General features: G+C 41.4%; 20 protein-coding genes. 3 read left to right on the top strand and 17 right to left on the bottom strand.

Going from position 1 to position 20,080, the window contains the following annotated elements; translation table 11 throughout:
- Nucleotides 1–959 precede the first annotated feature (959 nt).
- From HWX15_RS06540 to nrdR, 17 genes are all read right to left on the bottom strand, one after another.
- Nucleotides 960–1,940: an acetylxylan esterase gene (locus tag HWX15_RS06540; RefSeq protein WP_175880608.1), complete on the bottom strand. Its 981-nt coding sequence runs from the start codon at nt 1,938–1,940 to the stop codon at nt 960–962.
- 316 nt (nt 1,941–2,256) lie between these two features.
- On the bottom strand, nt 2,257–4,272 hold the full coding sequence (gene recG / locus HWX15_RS06535) for an ATP-dependent DNA helicase RecG (RefSeq protein WP_175880607.1): 2,016 nt from the start codon (nt 4,270–4,272) through the stop codon (nt 2,257–2,259).
- 18 nt (nt 4,273–4,290) lie between these two features.
- Nucleotides 4,291–5,394 carry an alanine racemase gene (alr, locus tag HWX15_RS06530; RefSeq protein ID WP_175880606.1) on the bottom strand — a complete coding sequence of 368 codons (1,104 nt, stop codon included), beginning with the start codon at nt 5,392–5,394 and terminating at the stop codon, nt 4,291–4,293.
- The gene (gene acpS / locus HWX15_RS06525) at nt 5,384–5,746 is read right to left on the bottom strand and encodes a holo-ACP synthase (protein WP_033681488.1); all 363 of its coding nucleotides are present in this window, start codon (nt 5,744–5,746) and stop codon (nt 5,384–5,386) included. The genes alr and acpS overlap by 11 nt, the downstream gene beginning before the upstream one ends.
- Nucleotides 5,747–5,790: 44 nt before the next feature.
- A complete protein-coding gene (locus HWX15_RS06520; protein WP_175880605.1) occupies nt 5,791–6,822 on the bottom strand; it encodes a 3-deoxy-7-phosphoheptulonate synthase in 1,032 nt (343 codons plus the stop codon).
- A 1-nt stretch (nt 6,823) separates the two neighbouring features.
- On the bottom strand, nt 6,824–7,855 hold the full coding sequence (locus HWX15_RS06515) for a 3-deoxy-7-phosphoheptulonate synthase (protein ID WP_057487144.1): 1,032 nt from the start codon (nt 7,853–7,855) through the stop codon (nt 6,824–6,826).
- Between the two features lie 80 nt (nt 7,856–7,935).
- Nucleotides 7,936–10,449 carry a preprotein translocase subunit SecA gene (secA, locus tag HWX15_RS06510; protein ID WP_175880604.1) on the bottom strand — a complete coding sequence of 838 codons (2,514 nt, stop codon included), beginning with the start codon at nt 10,447–10,449 and terminating at the stop codon, nt 7,936–7,938.
- A gap of 145 nt (nt 10,450–10,594) precedes the next feature.
- Nucleotides 10,595–10,885 carry a hypothetical protein gene (locus HWX15_RS06505; protein WP_000940698.1) on the bottom strand — a complete coding sequence of 97 codons (291 nt, stop codon included), beginning with the start codon at nt 10,883–10,885 and terminating at the stop codon, nt 10,595–10,597.
- A gap of 10 nt (nt 10,886–10,895) precedes the next feature.
- The gene (locus HWX15_RS06500) at nt 10,896–11,546 is read right to left on the bottom strand and encodes an ABC transporter ATP-binding protein (protein WP_175880603.1); all 651 of its coding nucleotides are present in this window, start codon (nt 11,544–11,546) and stop codon (nt 10,896–10,898) included.
- Nucleotides 11,547–11,549: 3 nt separating this feature from the next.
- Nucleotides 11,550–12,191 (bottom strand): hypothetical protein, encoded by a 642-nt coding sequence (locus tag HWX15_RS06495; RefSeq protein ID WP_175880602.1) that lies wholly within the window; start codon nt 12,189–12,191, stop codon nt 11,550–11,552.
- Nucleotides 12,184–12,975, bottom strand: coding sequence for a hypothetical protein (locus HWX15_RS06490; RefSeq protein WP_175880601.1), 792 nt, complete (start codon nt 12,973–12,975; stop codon nt 12,184–12,186). The genes HWX15_RS06495 and HWX15_RS06490 overlap by 8 nt, the downstream gene beginning before the upstream one ends.
- 33 nt (nt 12,976–13,008) lie before the next feature.
- Entirely contained in the window at nt 13,009–13,344 is a 336-nt protein-coding gene (locus tag HWX15_RS09960) for a hypothetical protein (RefSeq protein ID WP_254867351.1), read from the bottom strand.
- Nucleotides 13,345–13,425: 81 nt separating this feature from the next.
- Complete coding sequence (der, locus tag HWX15_RS06485) at nt 13,426–14,736, bottom strand: ribosome biogenesis GTPase Der (protein WP_001207702.1); 1,311 nt, start codon at nt 14,734–14,736, stop codon at nt 13,426–13,428.
- A 13-nt stretch (nt 14,737–14,749) separates the two neighbouring features.
- Entirely contained in the window at nt 14,750–15,463 is a 714-nt protein-coding gene (locus HWX15_RS06480; protein WP_175880600.1) for an NADPH-dependent oxidoreductase, read from the bottom strand.
- Entirely contained in the window at nt 15,460–16,356 is an 897-nt protein-coding gene (gene dnaI, locus HWX15_RS06475; protein WP_175880599.1) for a primosomal protein DnaI, read from the bottom strand. The genes HWX15_RS06480 and dnaI overlap by 4 nt, the downstream gene beginning before the upstream one ends.
- Nucleotides 16,357–17,526, bottom strand: a complete 1,170-nt coding sequence (locus HWX15_RS06470; RefSeq protein ID WP_175880598.1) for a DnaD domain protein — start codon at nt 17,524–17,526, stop codon at nt 16,357–16,359.
- Nucleotides 17,527–18,000: a transcriptional regulator NrdR gene (gene nrdR / locus HWX15_RS06465; protein ID WP_001203672.1), complete on the bottom strand. Its 474-nt coding sequence runs from the start codon at nt 17,998–18,000 to the stop codon at nt 17,527–17,529.
- 140 nt (nt 18,001–18,140) lie between these two features.
- Between nrdR and HWX15_RS06460 the strand changes: the two genes are divergently transcribed.
- Genes HWX15_RS06460 through HWX15_RS06450 form a run of 3 tightly spaced genes read left to right on the top strand, consistent with a single transcriptional unit; the run spans nt 18,141 to nt 19,990 of the window.
- Nucleotides 18,141–18,506 carry a GntR family transcriptional regulator gene (locus HWX15_RS06460; protein WP_000119147.1) on the top strand — a complete coding sequence of 122 codons (366 nt, stop codon included), beginning with the start codon at nt 18,141–18,143 and terminating at the stop codon, nt 18,504–18,506.
- 4 nt (nt 18,507–18,510) lie between these two features.
- Nucleotides 18,511–19,206: an ABC transporter ATP-binding protein gene (locus HWX15_RS06455; RefSeq protein ID WP_004256110.1), complete on the top strand. Its 696-nt coding sequence runs from the start codon at nt 18,511–18,513 to the stop codon at nt 19,204–19,206.
- A 16-nt stretch (nt 19,207–19,222) separates the two neighbouring features.
- Entirely contained in the window at nt 19,223–19,990 is a 768-nt protein-coding gene (locus HWX15_RS06450; protein ID WP_175880597.1) for a hypothetical protein, read from the top strand.
- Nucleotides 19,991–20,080: the final 90 nt, after the last annotated feature.

Here is a 20,080-nt window from a genome sequence, read left to right as displayed (position 1 = left end):
TTTCTCAATCTATTTTTCCTATCCAAGTTCCCCATTCTTCTGTCTAGCATTTTCTCATAAAAACACTACTCTCTAGCCTATACTCTTTGAAAATCTCTTCAAACCACAGTCGCTTCACCTTGGATTATATAGGTCAGTCTTATCTACAACCTCAAAGCGGTGTTTTGGGCAATCTGCTACTAGCTTGCTAGTTTCTTCTTTGATTTTCATTAAGTATCTCCTCAATCTTCACAAGGAGGTCTGATTTTTCTAGCGACAAACAGAATAAATAAGTTAGTTCAATTAGCTACCTTCCTTATAGATGAAATTGATATTCATGAAGGAAGTCGCCCTTTATTTTTTGCAAAAGATACTAGTATGAATCTATTTGGGGAATTGAATTTATAAGCTGCTCACTTCGTTTTTCTAAAATAATTCTAATCTATTATTCTAGCACTAATAGACTCTTTGGATAAATCTCCTTTCTAAATATCGTTTCACCAAGAACTTTTTAAGAGAGAAATACTCTAAATTAGTTTTGTTACCGTTTTCAATTAGAGTATACTTTTTTTTTTTAGCATTTCAAGTCTTTTTCTAATTTGGAATTTAGTTTCAAATCTTTTTAACTATATCAACTACATTAAAAGTACTTTCAAAAATAAGTAGGTTTCTTGCAAGACTTGTTTCGAGTGAACAAGATAAGAAACAGAAAAAAGAAGAAAGTGGAAAAAAACTCAATTTTAGGAGAAAATGAAGTAAATATAGCAGATTGAAATAAGATGAGAATAAATCGATTAGGAAAGTCAAATCAAATTTATAACAAGGATTTAGAAGCTGCGGTATACTATTCTGTTTTCAATCAACTATAGTGTACTAATGTAGATTCAATGCACTATAAAACGCATAGTATCAAGTCTTTTTAATTACTTGATACTATGCGTGTTTGTAATTTTTAAGATTTTGTGCCTAGAGTCGACTCCTTATTTTAGATATTTGAAAGAAATCTCACTCCCACAGAGCCAGTTGTAGACTTGGTCATTGACAAATACATTCATGGCTTCGTGAGCATACTCGGGCATGATGCGATAGGCCTTATCGCAGGTCAGACGATTATAAATCGCAAACTGGGTAATAGGATAGCAAACATCGTCATCAAAGCCCGTAATCATCTTAACCTCACCCTTGATACGATGGGCAAGATTTTTCACATCGATATAGGCAAGGGTCGCCATGATTTCCTCCTCAGTTTCATGAAAAGGATCGTGGAACTTGAAATAACGGAAAAGTTCGTCGTAAGCCTCGCTGGTATTGCCAATCTCAAGCACTCGTCTAAAGTCTGACAAGAAGGGATAGATGGCAACTGTTTTCTGAATTCGAGGATTGAGCGCCGCCGCAACCAAGGCTAGAGCCCCTCCTTGCGAGGCACCATAGCTGGAAAGTCGCTTCTCATCCACCTGAGGCAGACTAGCAATAATTTCAACCAACTGGTAAATATCCAGATAGACATCCTTATAAAAGAGGTGCTCCCGACCTTCCACAGCACCACGGATGATATGTCCCTTAACGGTATTTCCAAGAGGAGAACGCAAGCCGTCTTGCGAGTAACCTGACTGGCCCCGCACATCCATGGAGACAACACCGTAACCAGCCACGGTAAAGGCCAGCATGTCGGCCCAGTCCCAACCACGTCCCATATAACCATGGAAATGGAAGATTAACGGAACCTTCTCCTCACTTTTTGGAAGAACGACGCGTGCATAGACCTTGCCTTCCTTGCTTCCTTCAAAGGTTAGCTCATAGCACTTGACTTGAGGAATGTGGAAATTTCTTTCCTCCAAGTGGTAGGCTGGAAGCGTGGAAACTTTTTTCACTTCCTCATCCCAGAAAGCATCAAAGTCTTCTGGAACCTCGTCCCTGCCTTTATAAGTCTTAATTTCTTCTAACAAAGATGGATTTTTCATAGCATGCTCCTTTTATTTTGTAATCGCTACCACAACTGTAGCATATCTATGTAATCAATGCAAGAAAGAAGGGTAAATAGAAAGTGAATTTAGCTTTTCTTCCTTCAAGCCTATTGACTGAAAGTAGTTTTAGAAACGAAAAAAGAGCATTTCGCTCTCTCTTCTGTTTATACTAGTTTTTTGCTTCCTTCTTTTGGAAAGTGGTTTGGTAATTTACTTTAATCGTTACTGTCATGTGAGAGTCCTCGTTTCTTTTTGATGACTCTAGTATAAGGGGCAAACCTGAAAGCTAGCTTAAGTTTTCCTTAGAGAAAGCTTAATCTAGGTGTTCTTTTTTCTCTAAATGAAGGGCAATCATGCGCCATTCCGGATCCTCTTGCCAACCTTCTATCGAACTAATATAGCTAGCCACTTTTCTGGCTTCTTCTAAAATCGGAAAATCTTCGATAATATCAGCTACTTGGAATTCTGGAAGTCCTGACTGTCTGGTTCCAAAAATCTCACCCGAACCACGCATTTTCAAATCTTCCTCCGCAAGGACAAATCCATTGGTGGTTTCTGTCATGATGCGCATGCGATCTTTCCCAGAATCAGTCTTAGGATTGGCAACGAGAACAGCGTAGGACTGCTTGTCCCCCCGACCGACACGACCTCTAAGCTGGTGAAGCTGGCTGAGACCGAAACGATCAGCATCCATGATAATCATGACAGTCGCATTTGGAACGTTGACCCCAACCTCAATAACCGTTGTCGAAACCAGAATATCTGTTTTTCTCTCTTTGAACTCCTGCATAATCTGGTCTTTTTCGTCACTCTTCATCTTACCATGTAGAAGGGCCACCTCTGCCTTACCAGCAAAATGAGCCGTCAGCTCTTCTGATAAGGCAATGGCATTTTTCAAATCCAAAGCTTCTGACTCTTCAATCAAGGGAGAGATGACATAGGCTTGAGAGCCTTTTTGGATTTCCCCCTCTAACCAAGTCAAAACCTGAGGTAGTTGCTCATGCTTGATCCAGCGCGTCACAATAGGCTTCCGCCCTGCTGGCATCTGGTCGATAATGGAAACATCCATATCACCAAAGGCTGTGATAGCCAGCGTTCGAGGAATGGGAGTCGCCGTCATCATGAGGACATCTGGGTTGTCGCCTTTTTCTCTCAGAACACGCCTTTGCCCCACACCAAAACGGTGCTGCTCATCTATAATGATCAAGCCAAGACGAGCATAATCTACTCCATCCTGAATCAGAGCGTGGGTTCCGATAATCAAATCAGCCTCACCCTTGGCAATGGTCTCCAAGACTTCTCTCTTTTCTGCAGCTTTCAAGGAACCTGTCAAGAGAGCCAGTTTCAAATTAGGAAAAAGGTTCTGTAAACTCTCAAAGTGTTGCTCTGCGAGGATTTCTGTTGGTACCATGAGGGCTGATTGGTAGTCAGCCGTCACTGCCGCAAACATAGCCAAGCCAGCGACTACCGTTTTTCCGCTCCCCACATCTCCTTGTAGGAGACGATTCATGTGGTGGTCGGACTTCATATCGGTTAAAATTTCCAGCAAACTTTTTTCTTGAGCTGGGGTCAGGGCAAAAGGTAGATTTTCTTTAACTGCTGTCACCTTTTCCTGAGACCAATTCAGAACCAGACCGCTTCCTTGAACTCTATTTTCAGACTTGAGCGTCTGCAATTGCATTTGGAAATAAAAGAGTTCCTCAAACTTGATACGGCGAAGAGCCTGCTTGTATTCTGCCAAATCCTTAGGAAAATGCATAGCTCGGACTGCCTGACAACGGGACATGAGTTTGTATTTGTCCAGCAAGGACTGGGGCAGATTTTCCTCAATCAAGAGGTCCAGTCCCTGATCAAAGGCTGTCTTAATGACCTTTACCAGACTGGCTTGACTGATTCCCTGAACCAGACGATAGACAGGCTGGAGGTCATCTTCCACCTGAGCTAGGACCTTCATTCCAGTCAGACTAGCCTTGGCGCGGTCCCATTTTCCAAAGACAGCAAGGGTTGCTCCCAACTCTATCTTATCTGCTAGATAAGGCTGGTTAAAGAAATTCACCGCAAAAACAACTTCTCCCTGCTTAAGACTAAAGCGTAGGCGATTGCGCTTGAAACCATAATACTGGACACTAGCAGGAGTCACTACCTGACCAGAAAGAACCGCCTTCTCACCGTCTTCTAGTTCCAATACTTGCTTGGTCTTGAAATCTTCATAACGGAAAGGAAAGTAGAGCAAGAGGTCTTGCAAATTTTCAATTCCTAGTTTAGCGTATTTTTCTGCTGACTTTGGTCCCACACCAGGCAAGACATGCAAGGGTTGATGTAGATTCATGCTCCACTCCTTTCTTTTCTAATAATATTCTCTCGGAATGCGGTCGCTGAGAAGACAAACCACCTCATAGTTAATAGTGCCGCGGTAGGTCGCTACCTGAGTTGCAGTGATTTCCTTGCCTCCGTTAGAACCAATTAAGGTTACTTTTGTTCCTAGCGGATAAAGCTTAGGCAAGCGAATGGTGATTTGATCCATAGAAACCCGCCCAACGATTGGGCAAGCTTGGCCATCTACCAAGACAGAGAAATCCTGCATGTCTCGTGTCCATCCATCCGCATAGCCAATTGGTACCGTCGCGATGACTTGCTCACTATCCGCTTGATATGTCGCTCCGTAGCCCATGCAAGCTCCAGCTGGAACTGTCTTGACATGAACCAGAGCAGATTCCAAGGTCAAGGCTGGTTTCAAGTCATAGGGTAAGTTCAAAACCTCTCCGCTAGGATTGAGACCATACATAGCGTCTCCCATACGAACCGCATTGAAAATAGTCTCTGCATGCCAAATAGTTGTTGCAGAATTGCTGGCATGGATCAGCTCTGGGACTTCCTTCATACTAGCTAAAATAGTTTTAAACCGTTCTAACTGGACATTAAAGTAGGCATCTGATTCCTCGTCTGCAGTAGCAAAGTGGGTAAAGATTCCTTCAACACGAGCACCGTGTTGTTGGAGTAAGTCTTGAGCCTGCTCAGCCTCACTAGCCTCTCGAAAACCAATCCGTCCCATTCCTGAGTCAATCTTGAGGTGAACTGTCAAACCTGATAGGTCTGCTTCCCTATCTAAGAGTGCTTGAATCCACTCCAGTCCAGCCACAGTCAAGGTGATATCGTATTCTTTAGCTAGAGCAACAGCTTCTAGCTCAGAAACTCCTAAAATGAGGATTCGCTTGCTGAGTCCAGCTTGTCTAAGTTCAATGGCTTCATCGATATTGGAAACGCAAAAGCCATCAACTTCATCCTGAATCGCCGTCGCAACAGCAACAGCCCCATGCCCATAGGCATTAGCCTTGACCACAGCCCACTTGAGCGTTCCTTCAGGAATATGAGCCCCCATTTGCTGAATATTGTGTCGAATAGCTCCCAGATGAATCAGAGCCTTGGTTGGTCTATGCGGACTAGCTTTCATGATTTTCCTCCAAAATGACACTGGCTGTCACAAACTGATCGGTGTGGCTGATAGACAGCCAAATCTTTCCTGAAAACGGTGACTGACTAAAATAAGGCGCCCCGCGTTCATTGTTCAAGACTTCCAAATCCTGAAAACCGAGCTTTCCAATACCAGTTCCCATGGCCTTGGAAAAAGCCTCCTTAGCCGACCAGCGACCAGCCAAATATTCAATCTGCCTGCGCCCTTTAAGACTGTTAAACCGTTCCATTTCCTTAGCGGTCAGCACGCGCTTAGCAAATCCTTCATGTCGTGTAACTGCGCTTTCTATCGAAGCCAATTCTTCGATGTCAATTCCGTGTCCAACTATCATTCTCATCAAAAGGAGTTGAGATTCCCCAACTCCATCCTTTTCACTTATTTTGTCAAGGTAGCATAAATTTCTTCTACCAAGGCCTCTGTATTTTCCCAACCTAGGCAAGGATCGGTAATAGAGCAACCAAAGACCTCTGGTTGGTTTTGACGACCATCTGCTAGGTAAGATTCAATCATAAAGCCTCGAACCGTCTTTTTAATCTTCTCATTCCAATCACGATTCTGCAAGGTCTGGCGAACAATTCGAATCTGCTCCATATATTGCTTGCCTGAGTTATCATGGTTGGTGTCGATGAGGATAAAAGGATTTTCAAGTCCCATTGTCTCATAGCGTTCAATGGCTTGGAGTAGGTTTTCATAGTAGTAATTCGGCATATAATTGCCATACTCGTTAACTGCTCCACGGAGGATGACATGGGCCAAAGGATTACCTGAAGTCTCAACTTCCTGCCCATGATAAAGGAAGGTTTGCTTGTTTTGAGCAGCATAGATGGCGTTAAACATAACACCCAAATTTCCTGAGGTTGGATTTTTCATCCCTACTGGTGCATCAATCCCAGAAGCCACAAAGCGGTGCTCTTGGTCTTCCACAGAACGAGCTCCAACGGCATGGTAGCTGACCAAGTCATCCACCAAGATCAGATTTGACGGATAAAGCATCTCATCTGCCGTTGTCAAACCAGTCTCTGTAATCACGCGGTAGTGCAACTGGCGCACAGCCTGCAAGCCGTTAATCAGGCTTGGAGCCTTAGAAGTATCTGGCTGGTGAACCAACCCTTTATAGCCGTCTCCATTGGTACGAGGCTTAGCAGTATACACGCGCATGACCATGAAAATCTTATCCGCTACCTTCTTTTGCAAGGCGGATAAACGGTGAGCATATTCCAAGACAGCCTCTTCATTATCAGAAGAGCATGGACCAATCACCAAAAGGATACGATCATCTTCTCCTGAAATAATGTCTGCCAATTCCCTGTCACGGCTTTCCTTGAGTCTCAAGGCTTCCGCAGACAATTGGGTTTCAGCCTTGATGACTTCCATATCGATTTCTTGACCTTTTTCACTAAATGCCATCTTATTCTCCTAACGTTTTGTAAATTTCTCTGACAAGAGCTTCTGTGTTATCCCAACCCAGGCAAGGGTCTGTGATAGACTTACCAAATACTTCTGGCTCATTTTGTCGACCATCTTCCAGATAAGACTCAATCATAAAACCACGAACGAACTGCTTGATTTTTTCATTCCAAGCACGGTTAATCAAGGTCTGGCGGACAATTCGGATTTGTTCCATATACTGCTTGCCAGAATTGTCATGATTGGTATCAATGATGATAAAAGGATTTTCCAAGCCCATTTTCTCATACTGGGCAATGGTGTCAATTAAATTGTCATAATAGTAGTTGGGAATATTTTTTCCATATTCATTAAGAGCACCACGAAGAATGGCGTGCGAAAGCGGGTTCCCAGTTGTTTCCACTTCTTTTCCTAGGAAAAGGAAGCTTTGTTTGTTTTGAGCAGCATAAATCCCATTAAACATAACATTGAGATTTCCAGAGGTTGGATTTTTAAAACCAGTAGAAAATCCTGCCCCACTGGCCACAAAGCGGTGTTGCTGATCTTCAACCGAACGGGCACCAACTGCCATGTAAGAAATCAAATCATCCACAAGAGGAAGATTTTCAGGATAAAGCATTTCATCAGCTGTTGTCATACCTGTTTCTGTGATAACACGATAGTGAAGATGGCGAACAGCTTTGATTCCGTTGATAAGACTAGGCGCTTCTGTCGCGTTAGGCTGGTGAATCAAGCCCTTGTAACCATCTCCGTTGGTACGAGGTTTGGCAGTGTAAACACGCATAACCATAAAGATACGGTCTGCTACTTCTTCTTGTAGGACTGCCAAACGCTTAGCGTATTCAAGGACAGCTTCTTCATTGTCAGATGAGCATGGTCCGATTACCAAGAGAATTCGCTGGTCTTCTCCACGTATAATGGCTTCTAGTTCTTGATCACGCTGTGATTTTCTCTCCAAAGCCCGACCTTCTAATTTTGATAAGGCACGAACTTCTTCAATATTGATTTTAGGACTTTTTGCTGTAAATACCATAACTCATCTCCTTATAAAGCAAACGGATACCAAGTAAAAATTTACTTTTCACAAGGTATCCGCCTCTAAACTATCTCATTTTATTGTCTTTTACCGTGACAGTTTTTAAACTTCTTACCAGAACCACATGGGCAAAGTTCATTGCGTCCAATCTGGCTCAAATCCAAATCTTCTGGCATACTTGCTTGGTGGGCAGCAATATTACGAGTCGCTGTTGTACTGATATGGCGTTCTGCCTGTGGTCTTTCTTGTTCATGAATTTGTGCTTTCATCATCAAGCGTGTCACATCAAACTCAATCGAACCAATCATGTCATTAAACATACGGAAACCTTCTGCCTGATACTCAACAACAGGATTGTTCTGAGCATAGCCACGAAGTCCAACCGCATTACGCAATTGATCGAGGGCATCGATATGATCTGTCCACTTGTTATCTACCACTCGTAGAATCAAGACTTTTTGGAATTCTTTAACTGCTTCTTCATCGCGTAGTTTTGAAACCTGACTATCGTAAACTTGCAAGGCACGTTGGAAAAGCTCTTCCTTAATAGCCTTATCAGACAAGCCTGACAAGTCTTCCATCGTAATAGAATCTTCTGGAAGCAAGTTGTACTTAGCAAAGTTCAAAATTGCCTCTAGTTTTTCATCTTGTTTGGCACGCGCATGACCATCAACGACACGACCAATCGTGCGTTTAATCATAGACTGAATTTCAGGTGCCAAGTCACGGTCTGCAGTGATGACATCGTAACGTTGAGCATAGATAATCTCACGTTGTTCACGCATGACATCATCGTATTGAAGGACTTGTTTACGAGTATCGTAGTTATTTCCTTCGACACGTTTCTGAGCTGCTTCAACCTGACGCGTCAACATACGAGACTCAATGGCCTCTTCAGACATGTTGAGACGTTCAAAGATTCCTTTCAAGCGTTCAGAACCAAAACGTTTCATCAAGTCATCTTCAAGAGAGAGGTAGAATTGTGACTCACCTGGGTCTCCTTGACGACCTGAACGTCCACGAAGCTGGTTATCGATACGACGGCTTTCATGACGCTCAGTACCAATTACACAAAGTCCACCCAATTCGCGAACTCCTTCACCAAGCTTGATGTCGGTACCACGACCAGCCATGTTGGTTGCGATAGTAACAGCACCACGTTGACCAGCATTCATGATGATTTGAGCTTCTTTATAGTGGTTTTTAGCATTCAAGACTTCGTGAGGAACGCCAGCTGCGACCAATTTCTTAGAAATGTAGTCACTTGTTTCAACCGCTACTGTACCAACCAAGACAGGTTGACCTTTTTGGTAACGAGCCTTAACGTCTTCGACAACCGCCTTAAACTTAGCTTCAATACTTGCATAAAGAAGGTCTGAGTGGTCAATACGTTGAACAGGGCGGTTTGTTGGGATTGGAATCACACGAATGTTGTAGATTTCACGGAATTCTTCTTCCTCAGTCTTACCTGTACCCGTCATACCAGACAATTTCTTGTACATACGGAAAAGGTTTTGGTAAGTGATAGAGGCAGATGTCTTAGTTTCATCCTGGATTGGCACACCTTCTTTGGCTTCAATAGCTTGGTGCAAGCCATCAGAATAACGACGACCTTCCATGGTACGACCTGTAAATTGGTCGACAATCAAAATTTCTTGCTCTTCGCTCACCACATAGTCAATATCGAGAAGCATGATGTAGTTAGCACGAAGGGCGTTATCGATAAAGTGAGTCAGAGCTACGTTTTCGATATCATAGAGGTTTTCAAGCTTGAAGTAGCTTTCAGCCTTATCAATCCCTGAATCAGACAAACCAATAGTTTTAGACTGCACATCGATGATGTAGTCGTCTTTGTCCAACGATTTTACATAGTGGTCTGCCATATGGTAGAGCTGACTGGTTTCAACTGCATTAGCACCTGATACGATCAAAGGTGTACGGGCCTCGTCAATCAAGATAGAGTCAACCTCATCGACCAAGGCATAGTTAAGCGGACGTTGTACCATGTTTTCAGCACGAACCACCATGTTATCACGAAGGTAGTCAAATCCGATTTCTGAGTTGGTTGAGTAGGTAATGTCACACTCATAGGCTTCTTTTTTCTCCATTGGAGATTTGGCAGCCAAGTTAATCCCTACTGACAAACCAAGCCATGAGTACAATTCACCCATCTCAGTCGCATCACGTTCTGACAAGTACTCATTGACCGTAACTACGTGAACCCCTTTACCTGAAAGGGCATTGAGGTATACCGGCATAGTCGCAGTCAAGGTTTTCCCTTCCCCTGTACGCATCTCTGGCACGTCACCATGGTGAAGAACGATCCCCCCCATAACCTGAACCTTATATGGGAAGAGACCTAGGACACGTTTGGCACCTTCACGGACAACCGCAAATGCTTCATAAAGTAATGAATCCAGTGATTCTCCATTTTGATAACGTTCTTTAAATTCAACTGTTTTTGCTTTTAGTTGGTCATCAGTCAAAGCAGCCATTTGGTCTTCGTATTTGAAAACCTTATCAGCCATCTTTTCCAGACGACGGATTTCTCCTTTATCATTTTCGATAATTGTTTTTAAAATATTAGCCATGTTTTTCCTTACTTTAAATTCCGAATATTTTAGAATGTTCTTTTAATTTTAGCACAATTACTGATTATTTTCAAGGAAGAATCCCCATTTTGAAAAGGAAAAAGAGGCTAGTTTCCAAGCTAACCTCTCTGACTTTTATGATGCTTTAATTGCCAACAAAAATCGGCAAAATCGCAAATAGGATAAATAGATTTATCCAAAGAGAAAAACAGCAGATCAATCCAAAAACAAAGAGACTGACTTTCTTGGACAGCAAGGCCATCAAAATAGACAGAATACCAAAAACTAGCAAGACTTTCTGTATGCTGAAGAGGTCAATCTTTCCCCCCAGAATCGGACTGCCCCAAGGAAGAAAGAAGAAAGCAATCCAGATCAACAGAACTAAACCAATATAGACCTTAGAATAGCGTGTAATAAATGATTTTAGATGTGCCATAAGCTACCTCCTAGGATTGTATATCCTTTAAATATTGTATGTGTCCGTTTTCGACAACTAATACATCTGTACAAAGGTCTGAAATATCTTCCGATATATGTGACGTCAGGATAACCAGACCATTTTCTTTTTTCAGATAAGATAAAATGACCTGTTTGGTTAACCTCACACTCTTCTCATCCAAAGCATTCATGGGTTCATCGAGAAAGAGTATAGATGGTTCGGCGATAAAGGCTTGAATCAAGGCCATTTTTTGCTTTGTTCCTAAGGATAAATGACGGTATTCAACGTCTTCAAATTCCTGTAAATCATAGTATTGAATCCAATAGGCAATTCTTTTTTCCGTAACTTTAGATGAAAAATACCTTAACAGTTCCAAATTTTCTCTCAGAGATAAATGAGATAAAAACTCGACTTTTTCAATTAAAACCCCTGCATCCTGAATATAATGATTTTTTATCCCGTAGACTTTCCCGTCTTGAAGAACTTTTCCTTTATCAAGCTTAATATAACCAGCAAGTATCTTTAAAAGAACTGTCTTACCAGATCCGTTATCACCTTTAAGACCGTAAATATTTCCTGATTGAAAGACCAGATTTAACTCATTTAAAATAGGTCTTTTCCCGTAATTTTTCTGTCCATTTATAATTTCAAGTCTCATCGTTTATCCTTTCTTAAATTTCTCTTCCAAGCGACTAACAATCAAGATAACCAATAAACTTAAGAGTCCTAAATACACTGTTACAATATGATCCATCATCCATTCTTGTCCCACAAATGCTAAAAAATAGAGAAAAAAGGAAAAACCAGCGCCCGCACTAATCAGTGCTATCAGATAAGACAGTAGTAAGTACAAGATCATTAACTGAGCAAGTAAAAAGAAAAGTGCGACTGTTTTGAAATGAATTCCTAGAGGAAATAAACCAAGGAACCAGACAAATAAATCTTGAGTAAAAAATTTAGAGATAACAACCAATCGTTTCCTTGTATAATCGAAAAAGGAGCTTGATTGATAGCGGATCAAGTGATGGTAATGGTCTGCCAAATCAGTTTCAAGTAAAATGACAGAGAGCCATCCTACCATGAAAAGCGAAAGATTTAACAAGAGTTTGGGGATTTCTAAATTCGCTTCAGAATAGTCATTATAGGAAAAGATTGAAATCAATTCCCTCTTGAAAAAGAGAAAAACATCCTGCTTTTGAACCGCTATTGACAATAGATAGTTAATCAAAATCATCATCAGAACTATACGAAGTAGTAAAACGATCTTTCTCTTTAGCCAAATATTGTTAAAGTTCTTAAACATTATCTTCATATTTTTTAAGTACCATATAGGGGACAATATAAAGGATATAAGGAGTAAAGAGTCTCATCAAACTGACATCCCCATAGCTAGCTTGCATCAAACTCGTCATAGGAACCATATAGTATGGCAAGATACTGTAGAGCATCATAGAACCAAGCCAAAGAAACATCAAATAGGCAATTGCCGAACGAGTCACATTCCCTAAATAATCAACTATTTTAAAAAAATAGACTGCATTGATGAAGATACCGATTAGAAGGACACACATAAAAAACAAATAGCTTTTTATTTCTCCATCTAAAAGCCTTTGTAAACCACTTCCATCAGAAAATAGAGAATTCCATTCCAGAGGCGAAAAAGTCCCAAAGAAATAGGTTATGATTGCAATTATCAGCACAGTCACTAAATATATCACACAAGGGATACTTGCAAGTTGAAAAGTCAACTTTCTTTTTAACCCTTGATAACTCACTTCTCTTCCAATACTCAATCGTAAAACTTTATTTTTCAGCTGAATGTATTGAAAACCTAGCAAAGAAATGATGATTGGAATAATAAATGATTGATAAAAGCCTAGATTGAACTGGAGAATACGAAAATCTAATGCTGATTTTAATAAGTCATTTTTAATTGCTTGTCCATCAAATTTGGCTAGGTCAGGTGCATGAATATCAAAAAAGAAATAAGTCATCAAAACATCACGATAAACCAAAGCAAGAAAAAGCAAAGTAAGCAAGACATAAACAAATTTATGCCTTGCCAAAGTTAAGAGAGGAATCTTCATAAGCCACCTCCTACAAATAAAAACCGATATAAATCAATGCCTCCCCGCTTTAGACTTCCCTAGTTCTCGTCTCAAGCGAAGCATTTTTTTGAAACAGAAATAAGTTAACCTATTCAGACCAATAGCTAGCAGAATAAAAAGAAACCAAATGCCCCATAACTTGATATCTGTCAAATTTCTCAAGACGATATTGAAAAACAGAACTGAAATAACTGTCCAAGCAAGGCTAAAAAGAGCATAGAGGGGGATGTAAAACCAGTAAAAATAGTAAAAAATTGGGAAAAATTTACTTTCTCTATTATCCTTTTCAATCCAGCTGAAAAAGTAAAACCAGGGAAATAAGATTATAAATTTAAACAAATGTTTCATCGACACCTCCTTTTTGATAGCGTTTTCTATTATTTTATTATATCAAAAAAATCTGGAAATGTCATTCCAGATTCTACTTTTTTATTTGCGTTTTCTTGCGATGAGATGGATCGGTGTTCCTTCAAAGACAAAGGCCTTGCGGATTTGATTTTCCAAGAAACGCAGGTAAGAAAAGTGCATAAGTTCTTCTTCGTTGACAAAGATAACAAAGGTTGGTGGTTTGGTTGCCACTTGGGTCGCATAGAAAATCTTGAGGCGTTTTCCTTTGTCTGTCGGTGTTGGGTTGATGGCAATGGCATCCATGATCACATCGTTCAAGACAGCTGATGGGATACGTGTGTTTTGACTTTCGCTGATTTGCTTGATCATCTCAGGAAGTTTGTGGAGACGTTGCTTGGTCAAGGCTGATACAAAGATAATCGGTGCATAAGGCAGGTATTGGAACTGCTCACGGATATCTTCTTCCCAGTTTTTCATAGTATAGTTGTCTTTTTCAAGCGTATCCCACTTGTTGACCACAATAATCATTCCTTTACCAGCTTCATGAGCAAATCCTGCAATACGCTTATCGTATTCACGAATGCCTTCTTCCGCATTGATGACCATCAAGACCACATCAGAACGGTCAATAGCACGCATGGCACGCATGACAGAGTATTTCTCGGTATTTTCATAAACCTTACCAGACTTACGCATACCAGCCGTATCAATCATGGTAAACTCTTGGCCATCTGTATCTGTAAAGTGGGTATCAATGGCGTCACGAGTTGTTCCAGCAACTGGACTGGCAATGACACGGTCTTCTCCCAAGATAGCGTTAATCAAGCTTGATTTTCCAACATTGGGACGTCCAATTAGGCTAAACTTAATCACATCTGGATTTTCTTCTTCATATTCATTTGGAAGATTTTCTACGATCGCGTCTAGCACATCCCCTGTACCGATACCATGGACAGATGAGATTGGCAGTGGTTCCCCCAAACCAAGAGCATAGAAATCATAGATATCATTTCGCATCTCAGGGTTGTCCACCTTGTTAACTGCGAGGATAACTGGTTTGTGGGTCTTATAAAGCTTACGAGCTACGTATTCGTCTGCATCAGTAATTCCTTCCTTACCAGACACGACAAAGACGATAACATCTGCTTCTTCCATGGCAATTTCTGCCTGATGCTTGATTTGTTCCATGAAAGGAGCATCGACATCATCGATTCCTCCTGTATCAATCATGCTAAAGGAACGATTGAGCCACTCACCCGTTGCATAGATACGGTCACGTGTCACTCCTTCGACATCTTCTACAATGGAGATTCGCTCACCAGCGATCCGATTAAATAGGGTTGATTTCCCAACATTGGGACGTCCTACAATGGCAATAGTTGGTAGGGCCATAATTTCTCACTTTCTACAATAACTTCTTCTGTTCAAGATTTTTTCTAGTTGAGCTTGGTTCTGCTTGACCAAACTGTTCTGCTAGACGCTGACTCCAGCTTGTGGTTGCACGCGCCCCAGCATAGTCAGCCTGTACACGGTCATAAGCTTGGATTGCATCAACTGTTTGTTCCTGATATTCTTCCTCAAATACCACCTGATTCAATGGCAAGCGAGGTTTGACCTCATGTTCTTCATTTGGTAGTCCTAGTGCCATCCCAAAGACAGGATAGGTGTAGTCAGGCAGGTTAAAAAGCTCTGCCACTTCTTCTGACTTGTATCGAACCAAGCCAATAATGACACCACCATAGCCCAAGCTTTCAGCTGCCAGCAGGGCATTTTGACCAGCAAGAGCCGCATCGACTGAACTAATCAAGAGACCTTCTACACCTTGGGGTTGGAAGGTGTCAGTATGAAGCTGGGCTCCCTTTTCTGCTCGGTTCAAATCTCCGACAAAGAGAAGGAAAACAGCTGACTGGCGAATGGCTTCTTGAGGTACCAATTCATACAAGGCATCCTTCTTTTCTTGACTTCGCACTACAATCACAGAGTAGGACTGGAAATTCTTCCAAGATGATGCCATTTGCGCTGCAGTCAGGATTTCAGTCAAGTCTTCCTGAGGAAGGACTTGCTCCTTAAATCTTCGAACAGACTTATGAGCTTTCATCAGTTTAATCGTTTCTGTCATCGACGGTTTACTCCTTCTAAACGAGTCTCCTCAGCCAAATAACGGATGCGTTCCATGACGCGTCTGGCTTCCCAGGTTTCGTCATTTCCATGTTTCCCTTTAGCAAAATGCAGCTCCAATTCTTCAAAGTTGAAGTTGGAGGTGAAAAAGGTCGGTAAATTTTCCTGCATCCGATATTGGAGAATGACCTGCAGGATTTCGTCACGCACCCAAGGTGTTGATTGCTCGGCACCAATATCATCTAAAATCAGGACTTCAGAAAGCTTAATCTCATCCACCAAGGTCTTGACATTGCCATCACCGATAGCATTTTTGACATCAATGACAAAGCTAGGATAGTGGAGGAGTGTGGATGAAACACCACGTTTTTCTGACAAATCATGGGCTAAGGCAGCCACCATGAAACTTTTACCCACACCAAAGTCTCCATACAAGTAAAGACCTTTTCGAATAGCTGGATATTGCTCCACGAAGGCTAATAGCTTTTCAAAAACTGGCAAGCGCCCCAAGTCATCCAAGTCTACTTGAGCCAAACTAGCTTTCCTGAGACTGGCTGGCAGATTGATTAACTTGAGACGGTTCTTAATAGCCGCTTCTTTTTCAGCCGCGATTAGTTCAGGAGTTTCTTCATAAGAAACATCCGCATAGCCATGGTTCATGACTAGTATAGGCTTGTAGCCTTTGGCAATATAATCTGTATCTCCTCGGAGGAATTTATCTCTCTCAGTGATGTATTGGTTAAACTTGGAAATACTACGGTTCAACTCGTCCTGATTGAGGGATTCTTGCTGGATAAAGGCCGCAATATCGGGGTCCTTCATGATTTTCTGGACCAAATCTTGATAATGAAAACGGCTAGGTTGACGTTTGAGTACGTCTCCGACACTTTCCATCTAATCTCCTCCTTTTTCTAATCGAGCTAATAGTTCTTGTTTCTTACGTTCTAGTTCCAGACGAGTTTCCTCACTGGTTTCATTCTTATAATCTGGGTTGCTCCACTTGGGTACATTGGACTTGGCAGGACTAGGGGTACTGCTTTTTTGAGCCTGATTCTTCTGCCCACGCTCACGAATTCGCAAGACTGCCTCTTCTGCCGAATGTATCTTTTGATAGGCATAGTCATTGGCTACCTTCATGGCATATTTCTCATTGATATTTGCCGAATCCACCTTATTAAAGGTCAATAAGAGAATGATATTGATAACTTCGTCCAGCAAGCCCAAGCCAGCCATCTGTTGCAAGAGTTCTCTTTCTGTTTGGGTAATAGTTCCCTTGCGTGTTTGCTTGATTTCTGCCAAGAACTGCAATGCAGTTTTACTTTTGGCCTCTTTGATAATGGTTGCTTCCTTAGGACTAAAGTCAGAGGAAACAGGTTTTTGAGCGATTTTTTCCCGCATGCGTTTGGTTGAAATAACCTGGGAAACAGCTGTTGACTTAGCCAATTGATAAGTCTCAAACCAAGTCCATTTCTTCTCCTCAGCAATGGTAAAGAGGTTTAAGACATCGGACTGCTCATCCGCAAAGCGAAGCCCATCTCTGGCCATAAGCTGACGAAAATGGTCTAAGTCAAAATCGTTGGCCACTTTCTTCTTGAGGCTAAGGTCTTCTTGACTTCCCAGTTCTGCCAAGTCTGGAAAGACTTGATTGAGTGAGACAGGTATTTCTTCTCCCTCAGCACTCTCAACTTTCAAATCCTCCACAGCTGCATCGCCAATCTTTTTCTCCAAAAGTCTGCGATAAACAGGATGTTCCAAGAAGTCCTGACTAGACAGAGGAGCATGGAGGGCTAGCTGATAAACGTCTCCCTTTTGATAGAGGGTCAAGAGATTGAAAGCAGATAGGATTTTCAGGGATTTTATCAGTCTATCCATCCCAAAGTTAAGATGGTTAAGAATGCTTGAAAAAAGATATTCCTTTCTACCATTATCCCAAAAACTAATCGTATAAAGATAAAGGCTCAGTGCCTCCTGACCGATAATCGGGAGGTAGCACTGTACCAGAGATGAGGTATCTTGCGACACCCGATTATTCTTTAGATAAGAAAAACGGTCAATTGGCTTCATTTATCTTTCCTTTTTCTTTTTAGAGGACTGGGTGATTTGTTGGAGCAAGCTCTCTAGCTCACTGACATCCTTAAAACTACGATAGACACTGGCAAAACGTACATAGGTAATCTCATCTAACTCAGCCAACTCCTCCATGACGAGTGAACCAATGTCCTCACTTTGAATTTCATTTTCATTTCGACCACGGAGTTTCTGTTCGATACGATTGACTACCATGTTGATTTCATCACTTGACACAGGACGTTTCTGGGCTGAGCGGATAATCCCATTAAAGATTTTATCTCTGGAGAATTGTTCCCGTGTGCCATCTTTTTTAACAACCACTAAGGTTCTTTCTTCTACCCGTTCGTAGGTTGTAAAACGGTGCTGGCATTCGTCGCACTCACGTCTTCTACGAATGGTGTTCCCTTCTTCTGCTTGGCGACTATCGATAACACTTGACTTGGTAGCCCCACATTTTGGACAACGCATCTTTTCCCTCCTTATCGTTTTCTTTTCATTATACCATTTTTTAAACAATTCCCAAAACAATTCTTCTTTTTGCTTGACAAGTTTTTTGTTTTGTTGTATTATTTAATTAAGACAAATAGATAAAAAGAAAGGAGACCAAGATGTCTTGGACATTTGACAACAAAAAACCCATCTATTTACAGATTATGGAGAAAATCAAGCTTCAGATTGTTTCCCATACACTGGAAGCCAATCAACAACTTCCAACCGTGAGAGAGCTAGCGAGCGAGGCCGGTGTCAATCCCAACACCATCCAAAGAGCCTTGTCAGACCTTGAACGAGAAGGATTTGTCTACAGCAAGCGAACAACTGGACGATTTGTAACTGAGGATAAGGAACTGATCGCCCAATCACGCAAACAATTATCGGAAGAAGAATTGGAACACTTCGTTTCCTCCATGACCCATTTTGGCTATGAAAAAGAAGAACTACCAGGCGTAGTCGGCGATTATATTAAAGGAGTTTAAGCCTATGTCATTACTAGCATTTGAAAATGTATCCAAATCATATGGAGCAACACCAGCCCTTGAAAATGTTTCCCTTGACATCCCAGCTGGTAAAATTGTCGGTCTCCTTGGGCCAAACGGCTCAGGAAAAACAACCCTGATTAAACTAATCAATGGCCTCTTACAACCAGATCAAGGACGTGTCCTGATCAACGACATGGATCCAAGCCCAGCAACCAAGGCCATCGTAGCTTATTTGCCGGATACAACCTATCTTAATGAACAAATGAAGGTCAAAGAAGCCCTAACCTACTTCAAGACCTTCTATAAAGATTTCAATCTTGAACGCGCCCATCATCTACTTGCAGACCTAGGTATTGATGAAAATAGTCGTCTCAAGAAATTATCAAAAGGGAATAAGGAAAAGGTACAACTGATTTTGGTTATGAGCCGTGATGCTCGCCTCTATGTTCTGGACGAACCCATTGGTGGGGTGGACCCAGCAGCCCGTGATTATATCCTCAATACCATCATCAACAACTACTCACCAACTTCTACCGTTTTGATTTCTACCCACTTGATTTCAGATATCGAGCCAATCTTGGATGAAATTGTCTTCCTCAAAGACGGAAAAGTCGTTCGTCAAGGCAATGTAGACGATATTCGCTATGAGTCGGGTGAATCCATTGACCAACTCTTCCGTCAGGAATTTAAGGCTTAAGCAAAGGAGATTATTTATGTTTTGGAATTTAATTCGCTACGAATTTAAAAATGTTAACAAGTGGTATTTAGCCCTCTACGCTGCTGTTCTAGTCCTTTCTGCCCTTATCGGGATACAAGCACAGACCTATAACAATCTACCTGTCAAAGAAAGTCAACCTACTATGCTACTTTTTCTAGCCCTCGTCTTTGGTGGCTTGATGATTACACTTGGGATTTCAACTCTTTTCTTAATCATTAAACGCTTTAAAGGTAGTGTCTATGACCGACAAGGCTATCTGACTTTGACCTTGCCAGTTTCTGAACACCATATCATCACAACCAAACTAATCGGTGCCTTTATCTGGTCGTTGATTAGCACTGCTGTCCTAGCTCTAAGTGCTGTTATTATTGTGACCATAACGGCTTCAGAATGGATCCCTCTTTCTTATGTGATTACATTTGTAGAAACACATCTCCCTCAGATCTTTCTTACAGGTATATCCTTCCTACTAAATACCATTTCCAGTATACTCTGCATCTACTTGGCTATTTCCATTGGACAGCTTTTCAATGAATACCGTACAGCACTCGCTGTTGCAGCCTACATTGGTATCCAAATCGTCATTGGATTTATTGAACTTTTCTTCAATCTTAGTTCTAATTTCTATGTCAATTCACTTGTAGGACTTAATGACCATTTCTATATGGGAGCAGGTATAGCCATTGTTGAAGAACTCATTTTCATAGCTATCTTTTACCTCGGAACCTACTACATCTTGAGAAACAAGGTTAATTTGCAATAATTTTAAAATCAAAAAGGATAACATCTCATCGCAGAGAGGCTATCCTTTTTCTTTTATTTTATTTTCTGTCTAACTTTATCTTACAAACGA

Source organism: Streptococcus thalassemiae (assembly GCF_903645285.1).
Taxonomy (GTDB): domain Bacteria; phylum Bacillota; class Bacilli; order Lactobacillales; family Streptococcaceae; genus Streptococcus; species Streptococcus thalassemiae.
Note: the sequence above shows the minus strand (reverse complement) of the source record. Positions and strands in the feature narration are given on the sequence as shown.